General features: G+C 46.6%; 21 protein-coding genes. 3 read left to right on the top strand and 18 right to left on the bottom strand.

Going from position 1 to position 17,950, the window contains the following annotated elements:
- Nucleotides 1-981, top strand: coding sequence for an alpha/beta fold hydrolase (locus MHI52_RS08990; RefSeq protein WP_405158897.1), 981 nt, complete (start codon nucleotides 1-3; stop codon nucleotides 979-981).
- Between the two features lie 126 nt (nucleotides 982-1,107).
- Here the strand turns inward: MHI52_RS08990 and odhB are convergent, their stop codons facing one another.
- The 8 genes from odhB to MHI52_RS08950 form a co-directional block, all read right to left on the bottom strand.
- On the bottom strand, nucleotides 1,108-2,373 hold the full coding sequence (gene odhB / locus MHI52_RS08985; protein ID WP_340983015.1) for a 2-oxoglutarate dehydrogenase complex dihydrolipoyllysine-residue succinyltransferase: 1,266 nt from the start codon (nucleotides 2,371-2,373) through the stop codon (nucleotides 1,108-1,110).
- Between the two features lie 5 nt (nucleotides 2,374-2,378).
- On the bottom strand, nucleotides 2,379-5,252 hold the full coding sequence (locus tag MHI52_RS08980; RefSeq protein ID WP_405158896.1) for a 2-oxoglutarate dehydrogenase E1 component: 2,874 nt from the start codon (nucleotides 5,250-5,252) through the stop codon (nucleotides 2,379-2,381).
- 634 nt (nucleotides 5,253-5,886) lie between these two features.
- Complete coding sequence (locus MHI52_RS08975; protein ID WP_036610206.1) at nucleotides 5,887-6,321, bottom strand: NUDIX domain-containing protein; 435 nt, start codon at nucleotides 6,319-6,321, stop codon at nucleotides 5,887-5,889.
- Nucleotides 6,322-6,819, bottom strand: a complete 498-nt coding sequence (locus MHI52_RS08970) for a GNAT family N-acetyltransferase (protein WP_036610208.1) — start codon at nucleotides 6,817-6,819, stop codon at nucleotides 6,322-6,324.
- Between the two features lie 118 nt (nucleotides 6,820-6,937).
- Nucleotides 6,938-7,360 (bottom strand): GNAT family N-acetyltransferase, encoded by a 423-nt coding sequence (locus tag MHI52_RS08965; RefSeq protein WP_340983016.1) that lies wholly within the window; start codon nucleotides 7,358-7,360, stop codon nucleotides 6,938-6,940.
- A gap of 102 nt (nucleotides 7,361-7,462) precedes the next feature.
- Nucleotides 7,463-7,828: a nuclear transport factor 2 family protein gene (locus MHI52_RS08960; protein WP_339188673.1), complete on the bottom strand. Its 366-nt coding sequence runs from the start codon at nucleotides 7,826-7,828 to the stop codon at nucleotides 7,463-7,465.
- A 27-nt stretch (nucleotides 7,829-7,855) separates the two neighbouring features.
- Entirely contained in the window at nucleotides 7,856-8,365 is a 510-nt protein-coding gene (locus tag MHI52_RS08955; protein ID WP_339188676.1) for an 8-oxo-dGTP diphosphatase, read from the bottom strand.
- A gap of 238 nt (nucleotides 8,366-8,603) precedes the next feature.
- Nucleotides 8,604-9,392, bottom strand: coding sequence for a DUF3891 family protein (locus MHI52_RS08950; RefSeq protein WP_405158895.1), 789 nt, complete (start codon nucleotides 9,390-9,392; stop codon nucleotides 8,604-8,606).
- A 195-nt stretch (nucleotides 9,393-9,587) separates the two neighbouring features.
- Here MHI52_RS08950 and coaA point away from each other — a divergent pair, with 195 nt between their 5' ends.
- Nucleotides 9,588-10,517: a type I pantothenate kinase gene (gene coaA / locus MHI52_RS08945; protein WP_036610217.1), complete on the top strand. Its 930-nt coding sequence runs from the start codon at nucleotides 9,588-9,590 to the stop codon at nucleotides 10,515-10,517.
- 64 nt (nucleotides 10,518-10,581) lie between these two features.
- Nucleotides 10,582-10,944, top strand: coding sequence for a DUF423 domain-containing protein (locus tag MHI52_RS08940; RefSeq protein ID WP_036610220.1), 363 nt, complete (start codon nucleotides 10,582-10,584; stop codon nucleotides 10,942-10,944).
- Between the two features lie 68 nt (nucleotides 10,945-11,012).
- On the opposite strand, the gene MHI52_RS08935 is transcribed toward MHI52_RS08940, so the two are convergent.
- From MHI52_RS08935 to MHI52_RS08890, 10 genes are all read right to left on the bottom strand, one after another.
- A complete protein-coding gene (locus MHI52_RS08935) occupies nucleotides 11,013-11,564 on the bottom strand; it encodes a histidine phosphatase family protein (protein WP_405158894.1) in 552 nt (183 codons plus the stop codon).
- Between the two features lie 24 nt (nucleotides 11,565-11,588).
- Nucleotides 11,589-12,371 carry a glutamate racemase gene (gene murI, locus MHI52_RS08930; protein WP_127544488.1) on the bottom strand — a complete coding sequence of 261 codons (783 nt, stop codon included), beginning with the start codon at nucleotides 12,369-12,371 and terminating at the stop codon, nucleotides 11,589-11,591.
- Between the two features lie 295 nt (nucleotides 12,372-12,666).
- On the bottom strand, nucleotides 12,667-13,053 hold the full coding sequence (locus MHI52_RS08925; RefSeq protein ID WP_340019835.1) for a hypothetical protein: 387 nt from the start codon (nucleotides 13,051-13,053) through the stop codon (nucleotides 12,667-12,669).
- A 67-nt stretch (nucleotides 13,054-13,120) separates the two neighbouring features.
- On the bottom strand, nucleotides 13,121-13,591 hold the full coding sequence (locus tag MHI52_RS08920) for a GNAT family N-acetyltransferase (protein WP_405158893.1): 471 nt from the start codon (nucleotides 13,589-13,591) through the stop codon (nucleotides 13,121-13,123).
- The gene (locus MHI52_RS08915) at nucleotides 13,591-14,259 is read right to left on the bottom strand and encodes a GNAT family N-acetyltransferase (protein ID WP_405158892.1); all 669 of its coding nucleotides are present in this window, start codon (nucleotides 14,257-14,259) and stop codon (nucleotides 13,591-13,593) included. Before MHI52_RS08915 ends, MHI52_RS08920 begins: the two co-directional genes overlap by 1 nt.
- Nucleotides 14,260-14,309: 50 nt before the next feature.
- Nucleotides 14,310-14,681 carry a hypothetical protein gene (locus MHI52_RS08910; protein ID WP_405158891.1) on the bottom strand — a complete coding sequence of 124 codons (372 nt, stop codon included), beginning with the start codon at nucleotides 14,679-14,681 and terminating at the stop codon, nucleotides 14,310-14,312.
- A gap of 97 nt (nucleotides 14,682-14,778) precedes the next feature.
- A complete protein-coding gene (locus tag MHI52_RS08905; protein WP_076327073.1) occupies nucleotides 14,779-15,654 on the bottom strand; it encodes a serine/threonine-protein kinase in 876 nt (291 codons plus the stop codon).
- A complete protein-coding gene (locus tag MHI52_RS08900; protein ID WP_076252494.1) occupies nucleotides 15,651-16,229 on the bottom strand; it encodes a GNAT family N-acetyltransferase in 579 nt (192 codons plus the stop codon). Before MHI52_RS08900 ends, MHI52_RS08905 begins: the two co-directional genes overlap by 4 nt.
- Nucleotides 16,226-16,807, bottom strand: coding sequence for a DJ-1/PfpI family protein (locus MHI52_RS08895; RefSeq protein WP_127544504.1), 582 nt, complete (start codon nucleotides 16,805-16,807; stop codon nucleotides 16,226-16,228). The genes MHI52_RS08900 and MHI52_RS08895 overlap by 4 nt, the downstream gene beginning before the upstream one ends.
- 214 nt (nucleotides 16,808-17,021) lie before the next feature.
- The gene (locus MHI52_RS08890; RefSeq protein WP_127544862.1) at nucleotides 17,022-17,900 is read right to left on the bottom strand and encodes an SDR family oxidoreductase; all 879 of its coding nucleotides are present in this window, start codon (nucleotides 17,898-17,900) and stop codon (nucleotides 17,022-17,024) included.
- Nucleotides 17,901-17,950: the final 50 nt, after the last annotated feature.

The raw sequence follows: 17,950 nt of genomic DNA, 5'->3' as shown, positions 1-17,950 counted from the left end.
ATGCAGGAATCTACCTTTGCCTTGGTCGCTAGTGAAGGTACCCGTATTCATGTGTACCGCTGGCTTCCCGATCCGGAATGCAACGTTAAAGGTGTAGTGCAAATTGCACACGGCATGGGCGAGACAGCAGCCCGATACGCCGAATTTGCCGACATCCTTACCCAAAATGGCTATGCGGTTTATGCCAATGACCATCGGGGTCATGGCAAAACTGTGGAGAATGCCAAGTTGCTTGGTAATGCTGGTATCGATGCCTTCCGCTGGATGGCGAGTGATATGATCAATCTGGGCGAAGTAGCCGCCAAAGAGAATCCTGGGGTGCCCCTATTTCTAATGGGACATAGCATGGGCTCATTCTTGGTACAACATCTCATGTACGCTGGTCATGAGCAGTACCATGCCTTTATTTTATCCGGGACAAACGGCAGACGTGGTCTGCTCCGGTTTGGAGAGAAGTTGGCCTTCTTGCAGTGCGGCATTCAGGGGGCTACCCACCCCAGCATGCTACTCAACGCGATTGTATTTGGTGGATTTAACCGCTCTTTCCGCCCTGCAACGACACCGTTTGATTGGTTGTCCCGGGACTCACAAGAGGTTCAGCGATTCATTGATGACCCCCTGTGCGGAGCCGTCTGTACAGCAGGCTTTTTCCGCGACTTCTTCAAATTGCTGCTTGAAGTCCATCTTCCACACAATATGGAGCGCATACCCAAACACAAACCCGTATACCTGTTCTCAGGTGAGAAGGACCCTGTCGGACTTCATGGCAAAGGCGTTCTTAATCTGGTCTCGCAGTATAAGAAACTTCAGCTGGAGAATATTGAGTATCGCCTGTATCCGGATGGACGCCATGAAATGCTGCATGAGATTAACCGAACAGAAGTAGCCCAGCACGTTGTGAGCTGGCTAGAGCGGAATACCCCTGGCTCGAATACTCACCCTAGTCCGGTGAGCCCTACCGAGACGGCTGACTCTATATAATAGACTCGGAGACATATCAAGAGCAAAAAGAAACCCCTGAATCGGATGTACAGCTCACGCTGCGCTCCAGTTCAGGGGTTTTCTTGTTAAGCGATATGAATAATAGCTATAATCAAACGTTATGGATTAACCTTCAATTAACAGGGATTCCGGGTCTTCAAGCAGTTCTTTCACGGTTACGAGGAAGCGAACAGCCTCACTACCGTCGATAATCCGGTGATCGTAGGACAACGCGATGTACATCATTGGACGGTTCTCCATCCGTTCTGCATCAATCGCCACTGGACGAAGCTGGATCTTATGCATCCCCAGAATACCCACTTGAGGTGTATTCAGAATTGGCGTAGACAACAAGGAACCAAATGTTCCACCATTGGTGATGGTGAACGTTCCACCTTGCAGATCAGATAACGCCAGCGTGTTGGAACGAGCTTTGGATGCCAGATCCGCAATGCTCTTCTCGATCTCGGCAAAGCCCAGACGATCTGCATCACGCACAACCGGTACAACCAGTCCTTCCTTCGCAGATACGGCGATGCCGATATCATAATACTTTTTGAGTACAACATCTTCGCCATCAATCTCTGCGTTAATTGTAGGGAACTTTTTCAGAGCCCCCACAACCGCTTTAGTGAAGAAGGACATGAAGCCCAGGTTAATCTCATGTTTCTCTTTGAACTTGTCCTTACGGCGTTTACGTACATCCATGATGGCAGTCATATCAACTTCATTAAACGTAGTCAACATGGCTGCTGTCTGCTGAGCCTCTACCAGACGTTTCGCAATGGTTGCACGACGGCGAGACATCCGCTGACGCTCCACTGGTTTGGTATAGGTAGAACTTCCAGCTGCCGGAGCACTTGGTGTTGCTGGGGCTTTACTCGCAGGTGGAGCAGCAGGAGCCTGATTGTTATGACTCTTCACATCATCCTGGTATACCCGTCCAATCGGATCTTTGCTCTGAACCTGATCCAGTTCGATACCACGTTCACGTGCAAGCTTACGGGCAGACGGTGAAGCCGTCTTGGCACTATCGGATGACTCCGGTGCTGCTGCAACAGGTGCTGGTGGTGGTGTTGGAGCTTCAGGTGCAGGAGTAACGGCCTTTTTCTCTTCAGCTGCTGGTTCGGAAGCGGGTGCACCGCTTCCTCCTCCAGAACCAGCTGAGAGTGTACCGATCGTTTCACCGATCTCGACCGTCTCTCCTTCCTGACGAATGATCTTCTCCAGCACGCCACTTTCTTCTGCGCTGATCTCAATATTTACTTTATCCGTTTCCAGTTCAAGAAGCACATCACCCTGATTAACGGTATCCCCTTCTTTAACCATCCATCTGGATACAGTTCCCTCAGTTATTGACTCACCCATTGCAGGTACTTTAATTTCACTCACAGCTGTTACCTCCCCAGTGGAATATTATTCTTCGTCGTCTGTTTCAACGCAGATGTAATAATCTGTTGCTGTTCCATACTATGCACAAGCTGATAACCGCTGGAAGGACTTGCGTGTTCCGGGCGACCTTCGTATCTAACGGTTGTGCCTTCCGGGGCAACTTCACGAAGACGAGGCTCCATGTATGTCCAGGCACCCATGTTTTTGTTTTCTTCCTGTACCCATACCAGTTCTTTTACATTGCTGAAACGTGCGAGTATGCGTTTAATCTCTTCTGCCGGGAACGGATATAGCTGTTCCACTCGAATGATGTGAAGCCATGACCAATCAGCTTTATCTTTTTCAAAAGCATCTTCCAAGTCAATGGCAATCTTGCCACTGCACAAAATAATGCGCTCTACGCGATCCGGCTGTGTACCCAGTCCGGCTTGCTCCAGCACAAGCTCAAACTTGCCTTCACTGAATTCGACTGCCGGTGAAGCAACACGCGGATTCCGAATGAGACTTTTCGGTGACATCATCACAAGTGGACGAGCATCTTCCGTTTCAGTCAAGGAAGCTTGACGACGCAACAAGTGGAAGTACTGAGAAGCACTCGACAAGTTGGCAACCGTCATGTTGTCTTCTGCACAAAGCTGCAGGAAGCGTTCAAGACGAGCACTTGTATGCTCAGGTCCCTGACCCTCATTCGCATGTGGAAGCAACATGACCAGACTGGATTTCTGAGACCACTTGGCACGACCCGCTGATACAAACTGATCAAAGATAACCTGTGCACAGTTGGCAAAGTCACCGAATTGAGCTTCCCAGATGACCAGTGTATCGGGTGAATATACGTTATATCCGTATTCGAATCCAACAACGGATTCTTCAGACAACGGACTGTTATAGATTGCAAAGGATGCTCTTGCCTGTGGCAAGTGATGTAATGGGCAGAACTTTGCTCCATTCTCCGAATCATGCAACACCAGATTCCGATGAGCGAATGTAGCACGCTCGGCATCCTGTCCACTAATCCGAATTGGCTTGCCATCTGCCAGAATGGTTGCAAATGCGAGTGTCTCCGCAAGGCTCCAATCCACTTTTTCCCCTTCGTTCAGGGAAGTGCTCCGGCGTTGCAAAATTCGCTGTAACTTCGGATACACATTGAAGTTCTCAGGCCATTTCAGCAGATCGGCATTAATGCTGCGAAGATTCTCCAGCGGTACCGCAGTCGGAGTAATCGTAACAGCCTCCGGCTCACTGATTTTCCGCTGATAATATTCATGCACTTCATTTTTCTTCATCTGGTCATAAGCTTCTTTTAATTTGTTCGTTACTCCATCGCGAATGCTCGTAATGGATGCATCATCGATAATCGATTCCTCTTTCAACTGATCCTGATACAAGTGGCTTACCGTTGGATGGTTTTTCACCTTGTCATAAACGATAGGTTGAGTTGTTTCGGGATCATCGGTTTCGTTATGGCCGTAGCGACGATAACCGATCAAGTCGATCAGGAAATCCTTTTTGAAGCGATTGCGATACTCGGCTGCCATACGAATGGCTGCAATACAAGCATCCGGATTGTCCGCATTCACGTGTACAATCGGAATTTCGTACCCTTTAGCAAGGTCACTTGCGTAGTACGTTGAACGGGAATCACTGCTATCTGTAGTGAAACCCAGACGATTGTTGACGATAATATGGATGGTTCCGCCATTCTGATATCCTGGCAGAGCTTTGAAGTTAAGCGTCTCTGCAACGATCCCTTCTCCAGGGAATGCTGCATCACCGTGCATCAAAATGGTAGCTGCCTTCGTCACGTCCTGCTTCGGATACCCAGGGTCACGACGGTCATCCTGAGCCGCACGAGCAAACCCTTGTACAACCGGATTAACGTATTCCAGATGGCTCGGGTTATTCGCCAGAGTAAGGCGTGCCTGCACAGTTTCCCCGTCTTTCACAAAACGGTTGGCACCCATATGATATTTGACATCCCCCGTCCAACCGTAGTTGATCCCAGTCGAACCTTCCGATGGAACCAAATCTTTGTTCGGAGCATGATGAAATTCAGAGAAAATCTTGCTGTACGGTTTGCCCAAAACATGAGCCAGTACATTTAACCGTCCACGGTGGGCCATACCCATCAGAATGTGGCTTGATCCGGCTTCTGCCATGATGCGAACTGCTTCATCAAGCATCGGCACAAGCACATCGTTACCTTCGATGGAGAAACGTTTCTGCCCAACAAATGTTTTGTGAAGATAATCTTCAAATTGCTCGACTTCAACCAAACGTTCCAGCAAAGCCTTACGTTCTTTCGGCGTAAGTGGAGCCGGTGATGTCCGAGATTCCGCACGACGATTCAGCCACTCACGCTCTTGAACTTCGTGCACATGACTGAATTCGTAGGCCATGGGTCCAGTGTATATCTGACGCAAACGTTGGATTGCATCCCATCCGGTTGCTGTCTGCCCATCTGCACCTTCCCAGATCAGGGAAGCAGGCAAAGCTTTCAGATCTTCTTCGTTTAATTCAAAATGCTGAGGTTCCAGCAAAGATGTGTCTGTATCTTCACTGATTCCAAGCGGATCTATATCTGCAGCAAGATGACCATAGGTGCGGATGTTCCATACCAGTTTACCCGCTGTAACCGCTTTCTGTAATAGTTGAATGTCTACGCTTCCGGAAGCCGATTGGGCGTTGCCGGAATTCAAGGTTGTGCGTGCATCCCTGCCAGACATCGGCGGTGCACCCCATTCTTCAAATAGTTCACGATAAGCCGGTGTAACCGAACCAGGGTCTTGAGTGAATAATTCATATTGTTCCTGTACGTATCCCATATTGGGGCCATAGTAACTTTCCCAGGGCTTCTTGTTGCCTTCCACGATCGTCATCGACGTTCCCTCCGTCTTGATTTAGTCATAAGTTTTTGACGGAAATCATTGACTAAGCCGTAATTTGCGTTCGTTCAACATTTTAAGCGAAATTTTTCATGAAGTCCAATAATCGTGCTGTTGGTGGTAGTAACGTTAGTCCGACGCTCCCGTCAAGGTTTGTCTGCGTTTTCAAAATCAAAGTAAAACAATGATTGTATATACCGTCGCACAGATGTCGAATACTGTCCTGATCCGTTCGAAGGTTACACTTTCTCCACTTCTTCAAGTGAAGTCCATGTTCTACTATCTATTCTATAAACTTTTACGCTCAGGAGCATTTCCTATTTTTAGTTCAATTGATGCATAAATTAGATGAATCGAATAAATCGATCAATTTGGGTAGTACAACGAACGCTTAATTACAACAAAATAGGCATACGATCTCCCATTTTACCTCCTTAATTGAATTGTGGTCCATTATGTGCAAAAACAAACCGTCAAGTTAAACATTAACCATTTGACGTCACATTCAACAAATAATTGGGGTTTTCTTCAGGAGACCCACAGCAAAAAGCTGGCCCAGACATAAATTATCCGAGCAGCTTCTTTGGATTCATCAAATTTAAGTTAACAATAAAGTTGAGGATGCACATCAAGATGTACTTTTGCTAATCATATACTCTGCAAACGGGGTTAGGGAAAGATCTCTAACTTGCTCCAGTGTAAACCAGTCCGCGCCCAACGAATCTTCACCATCGGGTTCTTTTTTGATATGATCCGGCTGACTGGCTGCGGTCAAAACAACATCATACAACATCCCGATATGGTGCAACTCTTCCGGCTCACCTTGATACACCCATTCCAGTACCGTAGACTCCGCAGAACGAATCATCACTTGTAGATGGGTCAGGCCCGTCTCCTCTTCAATCTCACGATGAAGAGCAGTCTCTGGCTGCTCGCCAAATTCCAGCCTTCCGCCTGGTAAATCCCATTGCCCCTGATATGCTCCGCGAGCCTTATGAATCAACAGGAATTGGCCCTCCCAAGCTACCAAGCCATATACCCCAATATGTGTATGCCGATTCACTTAGGGACTCTTCCTTTCGTTTTCATCCTCTGTAACAGCATCCAGATCTATGGCCATACGGATCATATCCACACAGCGGATACCATCCTCTATAATCTCTTCCTCATAATGCCTCACAAAGAAGTCACGATCAACCCCGATAATGCGGAAACCGCAACGTTGGTATAACTTCAATTGATGAAAGCTGGAGTTGCCCGTCCCAATCTCGAGAATTCGGCATCCCAATCTACGTGCAGCTTCCATCGCTTCCTTAATCATGTGTTTGCCTACACCTTGTCCCTGCAGTTCTTCCTGTACGGCAATATTAACAATCTCCGCAGTCTCTGGACGAGTCTTCAACAATACGAACTCCCCAACCATCTCTCCTTCATACTCGGCAATAAAACAAACACCCCGACTCAGGTATTCATCCACAATTGCTTTTGAAGGATCAGCCATCAACAAAAGTTCGTAGGGTCTCTCTTCTTCCCAGTCCAAAATCCGGAACGACAATTTCATGCCAATCTCCACCTTTTCATCGTACAATATTCATTTACGTTCTGTTTGCAGAAGCCTATGTATGGCAAATCTACAAATATATCATTCTTCATTTCAACAAACTAGTTTACTCAATCTATTAATCACACACTGCTCCTGATTGATTTTGATAATGTCGAATGATCATTCCAGATGCATTGGTCATGCCCTGTTTCTCATAAAATGCCTGAAGCTCTGGGTCACACAAGAGATCGATCATATAAAGATTACGAAGACGTTCGAACATACGCTGAACAAGAGCCGTACCTATTCCACGCCCCTTATACTCTGGCACTACTTCCAGTAAGGGGATATACGCACTGAGAACACCATCAGAGATTGCTTGTACGAATCCAACCACATTTCCGGTATCTTCATCAACAGCCAGTTCAATAGCATAGGATTGTTCCAGCAGCTTCAGAAATGTTGGCGTAGACGGCGGGTTTGGCCAACCATCAAAGAAATTCCCACCTAGTTGTTCAAGAGCTATACTTTCTAACGTATCACGAAATACGATACCCACAGACTAGTCATCTCCTATAAAAATAGTAAACTTCATTATATCATAATATTTGGATATAAATATATAGATATGGATGATACATTATGAGGCATTATTTTTATCCTAACCCAAGCTTAAATGCTCATGGATTAATTTCCATTCCCCATCAAGCGTAGCAACAAACACATTCGTTGCCCGACCCTTGCCATAAGCCAGCTCTCCCTGATAAATTCCCTTCCAGTGGTAGGTATAAATACAAACGGCCTGCTCTTTGCTAGTCGTAATCCACTTAACATCTTCAGCACGATACACTTCTTCCTTGACTGTCTCCCAAGCGTTCTCAAAATACGCCCGAATTTCGTTAGGGGTAGTACAAGACGTTCCCGTAAACCAATATACGGCTTGTGGCGATAACCATTTACTGACTTCATCAAACTGATGTGTATTTGTCGCCGCAATGTATCCTTGCAGGGCATGCTGGTATCCCATGATTTTTCCTCCTTCTGACGGTTTAACTTATCGGGTCCCACTCTGTTCAAGTACGGAATCGCTATACACCATAAATGTTTCTTGCAACGTACGTCCGGATGACTTCTCCCAGATCACACTCCGCTCAAAAGTGCCTTTTTGGAAAAAACGCGGGAAACGTTCAGCGAACCAATCCTGCATAGGCAGCTCAAAAACCCGCTTCATCGGCACCCATAACAGCTCGCCTTCGGGCGGATCTTGCAATAACCGACCCTCGAATGAAGTCGCCAAATAGTTAAATACCATGTACCGCAATCCTTGTTCGGGATCACAGAACTCATCAAGCCCTTTATACGTAATCTCATTAACTATTAGCCCCGTCTCCTCCAAAACCTCCCGCATGGCACCATCCACGATACTCTCCGGAAAGTCTACCTTCCCCCCAGGAGCAATGTATCCCGGAAATCCTTTGCTGTCCGGCCGATTCATTAACAACACCTGATCATTCATTTTGTCCCATACCATACACATCGTTAATATTTCTATCCTAGTATCCATATTCGTCCTCCTGCTAACATGCGCTTCTCTGCTGTACACTAACATTTCTGGGAATAACCTGTGTTATCCTTCTTTATTCCCACTCTGATTCATTCGTATTTTCACCGGTCTCACAGTATAGTCTATGATGATATATATGCATACGAAAGGCGGACGCCCTGTACACCTGTACATCAGAAGCCCGCCTGTTTTGTTATATTCTATGCTGCTATTTCCTCAAGCCTGGAGTTTCCAGTTCTCAGTTCAATTCCGTAATCAACACCCGGCGTTCCTTCCATTCAGCCCGGCGATAAGCCTGTTGCATACCAAATTTGCGGATACTTGCCTTTGGTACCGATTTATATGGTAAAACGATCGTAAAGTCCTCATCAAACGGGAAAAAAGACAGGCCTACTTTTTCATTGGATAACCACTCTGCCTGAATCGGTTGTCTGGAACAGGCATCAAATGTACAACTGAGCCCTTCTGCAAAAAAATCATAACGCGCAGCAGGTGTTCCAGGTTCCTCCATACAGAGAAACAGACTGAGCTGATCACAGAAAAGCATAATCTCCACATCACTTTGCAGCCTCTGTTTCAGTTCTTCAGCATCACCACCAAGCTGTTTCTCCCAATCCAGCTGACGTTCGTGTTCTTGTTGCAGATAATCTCGGATGTCATCATCATCCTGAGCATTGGCCCCCAGATTTTTCTGAAATAGCTCCGTGTACATCAAGCTACACAATAATCCGGCGTAGAGGTTTTTCTGACGAACTTCTTCAATCCCTTTATGGTAGAATACAAAACGCGGACGCAATGGAAAGTCACGAAACGAATACGGCGATTGACTGTAATCATTCCAGAACGGAGATGAATCCAGTTCAATCCAACCACGGTCATGTTCCTTGGCCGCTAGAATCAATTCATCCCGATGCGCAACATCGGCTAGTAATTCATTTTTCCAGTGGGAAGCCATCTCTCCGGCTACTAATCCATGCTCATGCTGTGCGGTCAAAACAAAATCATGCTCTCTCTCATATACGATCATGTGCTGTCACCCTTCCGCATGGTATACGTTGACTTTAACATAAATTGGGTTAAACTTTCCTAGTAAGTTGTTTTTCGCTCCATTTTGACGAAAGGCATTATGAAAGGCACAATGTAAAGGTGTTGTCAGTTTCCTGAAATTTGATACACTAAAGGTTGTGTCCACAATTATATTACATACAGAAAGCGGGATCTCATGAATTTATACTCTCCTTACATCGAGTTTAACCGCAAGGAATGGGCTGAACTTAAAGAACATCAGACCACTCTTCCACTGACGGAAGCCGAATTAGAACAGTTAAAGGGATTGAATGAAGAGGTATCGATTCAAGAAGTCGAAGATATATACTTGCCTCTTACCCACTTTATTGACCTATATGCAAGAGTTTCACGAGAGCTGAATCAACTGACGGCCTCCTTTATGAAAAAAGAAGCTCTCCCCACCCCCTACATCATTGGAATCGGGGGGAGTGTTGCCGTGGGCAAAAGTACAGCGGCCCGCTTGCTACAGGCACTGCTCGCCAGAGGTAAGAATAGCCCGAAAGTTGACCTTGTCACAACTGACGGTTTCTTATATCCCAATGCGGTGCTACAAGAGAAGGGCATCATGAACCGCAAGGGATTCCCGGAAAGTTATGATATCAAATCCCTGATTCAGTTCATGGGTGATGTGAAATCTGGCAAACCCGAAGTGAAAGCACCCGTCTACTCTCACCTCGCCTACGATGTCATTCAAGGAGAAGAGAAGCAGATCTGTCAACCGGATATTCTCATTATTGAAGGTATCAATGTACTTCAGATCAAAAAGGAAACGCCTTTGCTGGTTAGTGATTTCTTCGATTTTTCCATCTACATTGATGCGGAAGAAGAACATATAAGGCACTGGTACGTTGAGCGTTTCAAGCTACTCCGCAATACAGCGTTCCAGAACACGGATTCCTTTTTCCATCAACGATTTGCCAATATCGATGAAGAAGAAACCGTGCGTACGGCCAACCAGATCTGGCAAGATATCAATGCCAAAAACCTGCATGAAAACATTTTGCCAACCAAAGGACGTGCCAGACTGATTCTGAAAAAGGAAGCCGATCACTCCATTGGGCAGATTCAATTGCGCAAACTGTAGACAACACTCGTGCAGTAAACTTTGATGTTATATCTAATTACCCTTAAAAGGAGAGAAAAACACATTGCAAACCCTGATTATACTCGGCAGTATTATGATGTTCCTGGCTGTTGCTTTGGGTGCCTTTGGCGCACACGCGCTCAAGCGCAAATTATCCGCTGACATGATCAAAATCTATGAAACCGGTGTTCAATATCACCTCATCCACGGACTTGGCATCATCCTGATCGGACTGCTGGCAGACCGTCTTGAATCCTCTTCACTCGTCATGCTTGCCGGATGGCTGATGTTCGCCGGGATTATCCTGTTCTCTGGCAGCCTGTACGTTTTAAGTGTGACGGGTGTTCGCAAATTGGGAGCCGTTACCCCACTTGGCGGAGTCGCATTTTTGGCTGGATGGGTTATGATCATGATTGCTGCATTGTAATATGCCCCGTGGATAAACGAAAAGAGTGTTCTGGCTGATATAATATCTCTGGAGCACTCTTTTGCTGTTTAATCTGTCCACATTCTTCGAATGGTGGACAGCCCTGCATCCGGTCGTTGTCTCTCCAGCACATACACATCCGGGTTAGACAGTTTGGTCCACTCTTCATAACCAAAGGATGGTTCATACTCACGAATAAGCAGTGATAACAAGTTTCCATGTGTAACCACGGCCGCGTGCTGTTCCGGTCTGCTCCACAACTCTTCCAGTAGTGCCAGCCCCCTTGCAGCCGCGTTTCTCGAAGATTCCCCGCCTTCTTCCATCCAATCCACATCATCGTATGTACGTTTCAGTCCATCCATCCAGTTAGGCAGATCAAGAGAGCTAAGTACCCTCTCCTGAAGACGTTCATCCGTATGTATATGTTGCATCGTTGCTATGCCCAGTGGCATAGCCGTCTGAACGGCCCTTTTCCATGGACTGGAGACAATATACGTTATGGAATGATGAGCCAAGATATCTGCAAGTTTTTCAGCCTGCCTGATCCCTTCATCAGTAAGCTCTGCATGGGGTTCCTGCCCTGTGGCCTTGGCGTGACGGATAAGATAAATGGACTGCATAGCTATCACCTCCTATGGTGTAACTTACTTGGAGTTCATCTCAAGATATTGAAGTGCACTGTACATCTTCTCCTGCTCTTCCGGTCGGCCTGATGAACTGAGGAAAGTGACCTGTTCCCCTGTTCTGTCTCCATGTTGAGCCACCAGTCCAAGCCGCTGCTTCAGATGGTTCACTGTGCCTTTACTGCCATCAATGATCTGTATATGATCGGGCAGAACCGTGCGCAGAATGGACGTATAGAATGGATAATGCGTGCAGCCAAGCACCACTGTGCCATACCCTTGAAGATCAAGATCTGCCAGTTTGAACCGGAAATAATCAGCGATTTTGCGCGGATCAAAATCCAGCTGTTCACACCATTCCACAAGTTCCGGCAACGCAATGGAATCCACACTGTGGTGATCATCAACACGTGATACCAGTTCGTTATACTTGGTTTGGCTCAAGGTGAGGGCCGTGGCAAATACAAGCACTCTCTTTCCACTATCACGATTCATCTCCACGGCTGGTTTCACCGCAGGCTCCATGCCAATGATCGGGATATCATACTTGGCGCGCAGATCCTTCACAGCCAGACTTGTTGCTGTATTACAAGCAATCACGATGGCTTGAACATCCTCCTGAACGATGGCTTCCACACAATCAAAAATATGTCCTCTAACCTCATCCGCAGACTTCGTTCCATAGGGGACATGCAAGGTATCTGCGTAATACAGAAATTTTTCTTCCGGAAACTGTTGTAATGCCTTATGCAAAACGGTTAAACCACCGATGCCTGAATCAAAAAAAGCAATTTTCTTATTCAAGGATTTCACCTCTATAATGTATTCTTTCGGGTTCCAAGAACCTCTCAATGCTGCTCATGCTGACTGGAGGTGAGGTTTGTACTTCCGGCTCATCACACACTACAGTGCTTGACGGCTTGCGGGAACCATTCCGGTTACGGATCGTTCTTCTGATCGCTGTTGTCTCCAAATTTTCTTAAATAACCTTATAGATGTATAAATTCGGAGACAAAGGCGAACGCTATCGCTTCTTCAGAATCGATTCCGCCCCCTCCATTACTTCCGCTAAGTCAGGTACTATAGAGAAGATAAGCCATTATTCTACGCTCATTTTATACTGTCTGAGCCAGTCCTTGCCACTATGCCACGCCTCTACAGGGTTAAGCTCTCCAAGCAGTTCAGTACTTGCCTGAGCCATGATCCATTCCTTAAGACCATTATCCGGACTGGATTCGAGCTGCTGTAGCAGCAGATGCAATCCTTCCTCACCGGTATTCAAGATGTCGTCGTATGCCTCCCGGTTACCAGCAATATAATCATTCGGATTGCTACTGGTCAGGAGGACAGGGTCGCTAACCATCTGCTGCAGGTTGCTTTCAATCGATGCTGTTAATGCTTGGTCTTCTGTCCGAATCGAACATGCTGCTACCGTCAATGCTGTGCATACGGATAACAAACCCAGAATCAGTCTTCTCTGATTCACTGTACCACTCCTTTCAACAACGAGTTAACGCAACAGACTCGGCTTTCATGCTCAAGCCCTCGGCCAACTACAGAACAAGTTCCCATTGTTCTTCGGTAAGCTCCTGACCTGACAACATCTGCTTGCGGACTTCCTTCACTTCAAAGCCCACAGATTGATATAATCTACGCGCGCTGATCAAAGACTCATTGGTCCACAGGATCACGGATGTGTAGTCCTTTTCTTTTGCAAAAAGAATTGCCTGTTTGATAAGCTCCCCGCCCCATCCTGCACCACGTGCTTCCGGTTCGATCAAAAACCAGCGAAGTTGAGCCGTATTTTCATTCACCTGAGTAAGTCCTATGGAGCCGGAAGCTGTCTGATCTAACTCAACAATCCATAACATCTCCCTCCAATGATTGCCTTTAAGTCCAAACGAATTCACCGCGTTGGTGATAAATTCAGCAAAGCTATGATCATAATTATACTCGTTTCGATAAATTCGGATATGCGCTTCAATGACATACTTCAGATCCTTTTGTACGAAAGTGCGAATCATCAGACATCACAGTCCTTCCTCAAATCCACAGTTGTGATACTGAAATCCACACCGAACTGAATTAATCCGAGTTTACGGGCAACTTGCTGTGAAGCAAGATTATCCCAAGATGTACTGTAGATTGGCATGCGTCCACGCTCCTTGACATAATACTGCCAGCACTTTACTGTCTCCGCTGCATATCCATGTCCTCTATAACCGGGGGCCGTATACAGACTCGCTTCCGCCCCATGATCGGAGAGCCTTGCGGAGCAGCACACTGCCACAGCAGAATCCCCAATAACATAAGCGGCAACAGGGCTTTTTTCATATAAGTGATCTGTTAATTCAGGAAAATGCTCTGCCAGCAAATAACGCTGCTCCTGACCAATCAACTGAACCTTCTGATTCCACTCGTAAGATATCTCAGGAAAAGCATAGGCGGGTCCCATCCACACACGGTTAACTAGCTCAAAGGTTTCCACCTTGCGAATTAGTTTCGAAATATCCAACGGAAGCTCGCAATCCTTCCCCAACTCATCCATTAGATCCGGCGGTAACTGCTCATGATAATAGATCAGTGAACTGGCAGAAGTCATACCGATAAAAATGGCTGGAGCCTGCCCACCACCCGGCTCGTTGATGCTTAATAGACGCTGCTGCTCGTTGATCGTATATAAAGTACTCACCTGTATTTTCAACATTTCCATAGACGACAGGTTCGATTTTGGAACCATAACTAAGAAGTTAACCTTTGCAATAATCGTTTGCCTACACTGCCTTTACCAGCTTCCTGTTGCTCCAGAAATTCGGATAATTGACGTAATTCTGCAGGACGATATCCAGCCCCGCACCCGCAATTATGATAGGTATAACCATGACGGTACAGCATCATCACTTTGGTCCATTGTTTGGTATCATTTTGCTTGGGCGCCTGGAAATCGTGTCCCATACTAACCATAGATGTGGCACATTGCGGGCATTTATATTCAAGTTGTGCCACCACCTCAGGGCTCAGGTCATGTCTGGAAACTTGTTTAAATGATTTGCGACAAATGAAACATGCATAGATGTCTTTATATGGTCCTGACAAGGCATATCTGCACATCATCTGCACCCCCTTAATAATTTCCATTATACGGGATTTCACACACGTATACGAATGGATTTTGCACATTTGCGAAAATTCCACCACTCACTCATTGACCTTAAATCGTAGCTTGTTTCCAGGCCTCACCAAGTTCCGCAATCGATGCGTACCGCTCGGACCGATCATCGCTCACTGCACGTATCACAACCTGATACAATGCTTCTCCGGCATCCCATCTGTCATAAGAACGATCTTTCTCCCCACCAAGCAACCCAAACGCCATTGCCCCCATGTTGAATACATTGGTAACCGCATCTATGGGTGCACCCAACTCAAATTCCTCAGGGGACATAAAGCGGGAAGATCCCCACATGCGCCCCATGGTATTGGTAAAAGAGCCCTTCCGATACAAGTCGATATCACAAATTTTCATAAAGTTTCTGTCAAAATCATAGATCAGACTGCCATCATACAAATCAACAGCCACATAACCTCTTCGTTCCACCTCGATATGAAAATTCAGAATCTGCTCCATTGCCCGAATGCGTGTCTCAACAGGAAGCTGTCTGAACCGATAGTAGGGCGAACGCGGATCTTCATATTTGGCCGGAGGCGGAAAATACCAGTGGGAATGCAAACACTCCCCATCCACCCAATCGAATACACAGGCATACCCCTCATCCGTTGCAAAATGATCCGTTAGTCGAATCAACGTGTCATGCGCCAAATCTTCGTAAACGGAAACAGATGATTTCAGATTACGAATGGCTTCCGGGGGACTTCCCGTATGATTCGCATGAATTGTATGTGCTCCCGCATATTTAACGAACAATCGCTTTCCATCCTTTTGCACAATACCAAAAGAGAGATTCCCTGAATCCTGCTGATCGAATACGCGAAAGACCGTACCCAAGGGCTGTAACCAGTCGAAAGAATGAGACTCTTTTAAGACAAAGGAAACACCGTCGATCTCAAGTTCAAATTGATCTGTCATCGGACTCCTCCTGTGCTGGTATCTTCATTCAATGTTGAATGCTCCGTGTAAAAGTAATTCATATGCGCCTCATCATATCCCTGACCGTTGACTTCCAATGCGTTACGCTCGATGCCGAAAACTTCAAATCCATATCGCTCGTATAAACGTCGGGCTGATTCATTCGTTGTCACTACACTCAGATTAATCTGCTTGATGCCTTCCAGATGTCTTCCACGATCCAGCACCTCGCGGAGCAAGAGCGAAGCCAGCCCACTTCCCCGATATGGCGGAGCAACATAGACGCCCCAGATCATGCCTTTGTGCCTGAGCTTTAGGCCATATTCTCTTTTGAAACCCATCATTCCCGCCAAGGTTCCTTCTTCTGTGTATGCTCCCAGAATATAATCATCCGGTTCATTATGTATGCGCTCCTGCACTTCACTCATGGGGAGTTGAATGGACAACTCGAACGAAGCCCCGAAGGCTTCAGGATGTGTTTTCAGTGCTTCCAGTCGCAAAGGCCAGTAGATGTCTGCTTCATCCCGCTGAATATTGCGAATGATATAAGTCTCTTGCTTGCGATCTGCATTCATTCTTCGACCACTCCCTGCATCTCATAAGGATAATCGATCTGAAGTTTTACATTCGCTGCCGCTTCCTGTCCTGCAAGCAACCCAACAACATAAATCCCAAGGTCAATGGACGTGGCCACACCACCGGCAGTAATTACATTTCCATCTTTTACAATCCGCTTCTGAATCACCTCGGTGACATACGGCTCAAGCAAATTATATGCACGGGGATGTGTTGTTGCTTTTTTGCCGGATAAAAAACCAGCCGCACCCAGCAACAGAGAGCCTGTGCACACCGAAACCTTCAAAGGCACAGACTCAGCCTGTTTCAGCCAACCTACAAAGGCCTCGTCATATCGAAGCTTGCGCGTTTCCATGCCTCCGGGGATAAACACGAGATCATATTCCGATAGGTCAGGCTTCACTCGATCCACCTTCAACGTTAGACCAGACTCATCCGTGACCTGATCTGTCATGGCACAGGTTTCCCACGTCGTTCCTTCGGTAGGTTCAAAGAAATTCAACCGATTGATCACATCATAAAACCCTGCAAAATCAAGGAAAGTCAGTCCATCAAACAAAACGAATGCCATTTTCATTGGTAACCTCCGCGTTTTAATTTGGAGCATCCTGATTATGTTTCTGATTCCGATCCCGTTCCATTGCTTCCTTCACCCGGTCACGCGCTGGCAGCTTGCTATTGATATGAAAGAGCAGACCCACAATCGCAAGAAGTAAAATAATGACGATGAATTCGAATATGGCTAACCCCTCCCGTCTGCAAACTGTACAATTTTGGTTCCTGCCTAATCTCTATTTTAAACCACGGGCGATGATCCACTCCAGCCACTTCCAGGGTAGCAGTACTTTACCTATGATGAGCACACGCGAACCTTTTCCCAAAGCATATCGAAGTCTTGGTGCACGCATCCGTGCAATTCGGCCAATCAGATCGGCTACCTCCTGTGGATCAGGTGCCGTCTCGCTCGCATGTTTGGAATAACGAAGAACCGCGTCCAGCTTATGCTTATACGGAGAGTCCTCGCTCCGGTGAATCTCACCCAAACCTTTATTCCAGATCGGTGTGCGATAAGAGCCAGGCTCAACTAATACCACCCGAACACCAAACGAAGACATCTCATGCCGCAAACTTTCCGTAAATCCTTCCACAGCGAATTTGGAGGCAGCATAGGGCGCATACCCTGGAAAACCGGACAAACCACTGACACTGGACAAATTAACAATTAACCCCTGCTTCTGTTCACGCATCACAGGCAGAACCGCCCGTGTCACAGCGATTAATCCAAATAGATTCGTTTCCATTTGTCGCCGCCAATCCTCCATCGATACTTCCTCAATGAACCCGCCCACCGCAAATCCTGCATTGTTCACCAGCATGTCGATTCGGCCATTGTTGTGAAGTGCGCTCCCCACAGCTTTCTGCACCGATTCAGCATCGGTCACGTCCAGTTGCACATATTGCAAACGATCAGCTAACCCCGCCTGTTCAGCCAGTTTCACCAATTCTTCTCTTCGACTCAGATCACGCATTGTAGCAACAACAAGGTATCCCTGCTTGGCAAGGGTGATCGCGGTAAGCATACCAAAACCACTGGAGGTACCCGTAATTAAGGCCACCGGAGCGTTAGTTCCTTCCTTCGTCTTTTTCACTACATCAGAACCTGCATTAATCCGTCCCTGTCCGGCTTCTGTTAAGTTTTCCTCTACTGTCACGGTGTGTC

Source organism: Paenibacillus sp. FSL H8-0283 (genome assembly GCF_045040675.1).
Taxonomy (GTDB): domain Bacteria; phylum Bacillota; class Bacilli; order Paenibacillales; family Paenibacillaceae; genus Paenibacillus; species Paenibacillus amylolyticus.
Note: the sequence above shows the minus strand (reverse complement) of the source record. Positions and strands in the feature narration are given on the sequence as shown.

Bases quoted from the DNA above. Each gene is read 5' to 3' on its own strand.
- MHI52_RS08900 (WP_076252494.1), bottom strand. From the start codon at position 16,229: ATGAATGCAGATCGCAAGCAAGAGACTTATATCATTCGCAATATTCAG.
- MHI52_RS08960 (WP_339188673.1), bottom strand. From the start codon at position 7,828: ATGGGATACCAGCATGCCCTGCAAGGATACATTGCGGCGACAAATACA.
- coaA (WP_036610217.1), top strand. From the start codon at position 9,588: ATGAATTTATACTCTCCTTACATCGAGTTTAACCGCAAGGAATGGGCT.
- MHI52_RS08955 (WP_339188676.1), bottom strand. From the start codon at position 8,365: ATGGATACTAGGATAGAAATATTAACGATGTGTATGGTATGGGACAAA.
- MHI52_RS08970 (WP_036610208.1), bottom strand. From the start codon at position 6,819: ATGAAATTGTCGTTCCGGATTTTGGACTGGGAAGAAGAGAGACCCTAC.
- MHI52_RS08935 (WP_405158894.1), bottom strand. From the start codon at position 11,564: ATGCAGTCCATTTATCTTATCCGTCACGCCAAGGCCACAGGGCAGGAA.
- MHI52_RS08990 (WP_405158897.1), top strand. From the start codon at position 1: ATGCAGGAATCTACCTTTGCCTTGGTCGCTAGTGAAGGTACCCGTATT.
- MHI52_RS08950 (WP_405158895.1), bottom strand. From the start codon at position 9,392: ATGATCGTATATGAGAGAGAGCATGATTTTGTTTTGACCGCACAGCAT.
- MHI52_RS08920 (WP_405158893.1), bottom strand. From the start codon at position 13,591: ATGATTCGCACTTTCGTACAAAAGGATCTGAAGTATGTCATTGAAGCG.
- MHI52_RS08895 (WP_127544504.1), bottom strand. From the start codon at position 16,807: ATGAAAATGGCATTCGTTTTGTTTGATGGACTGACTTTCCTTGATTTT.
- MHI52_RS08980 (WP_405158896.1), bottom strand. From the start codon at position 5,252: ATGACGATCGTGGAAGGCAACAAGAAGCCCTGGGAAAGTTACTATGGC.
- MHI52_RS08905 (WP_076327073.1), bottom strand. From the start codon at position 15,654: ATGACAGATCAATTTGAACTTGAGATCGACGGTGTTTCCTTTGTCTTA.
- MHI52_RS08910 (WP_405158891.1), bottom strand. From the start codon at position 14,681: ATGATGTGCAGATATGCCTTGTCAGGACCATATAAAGACATCTATGCA.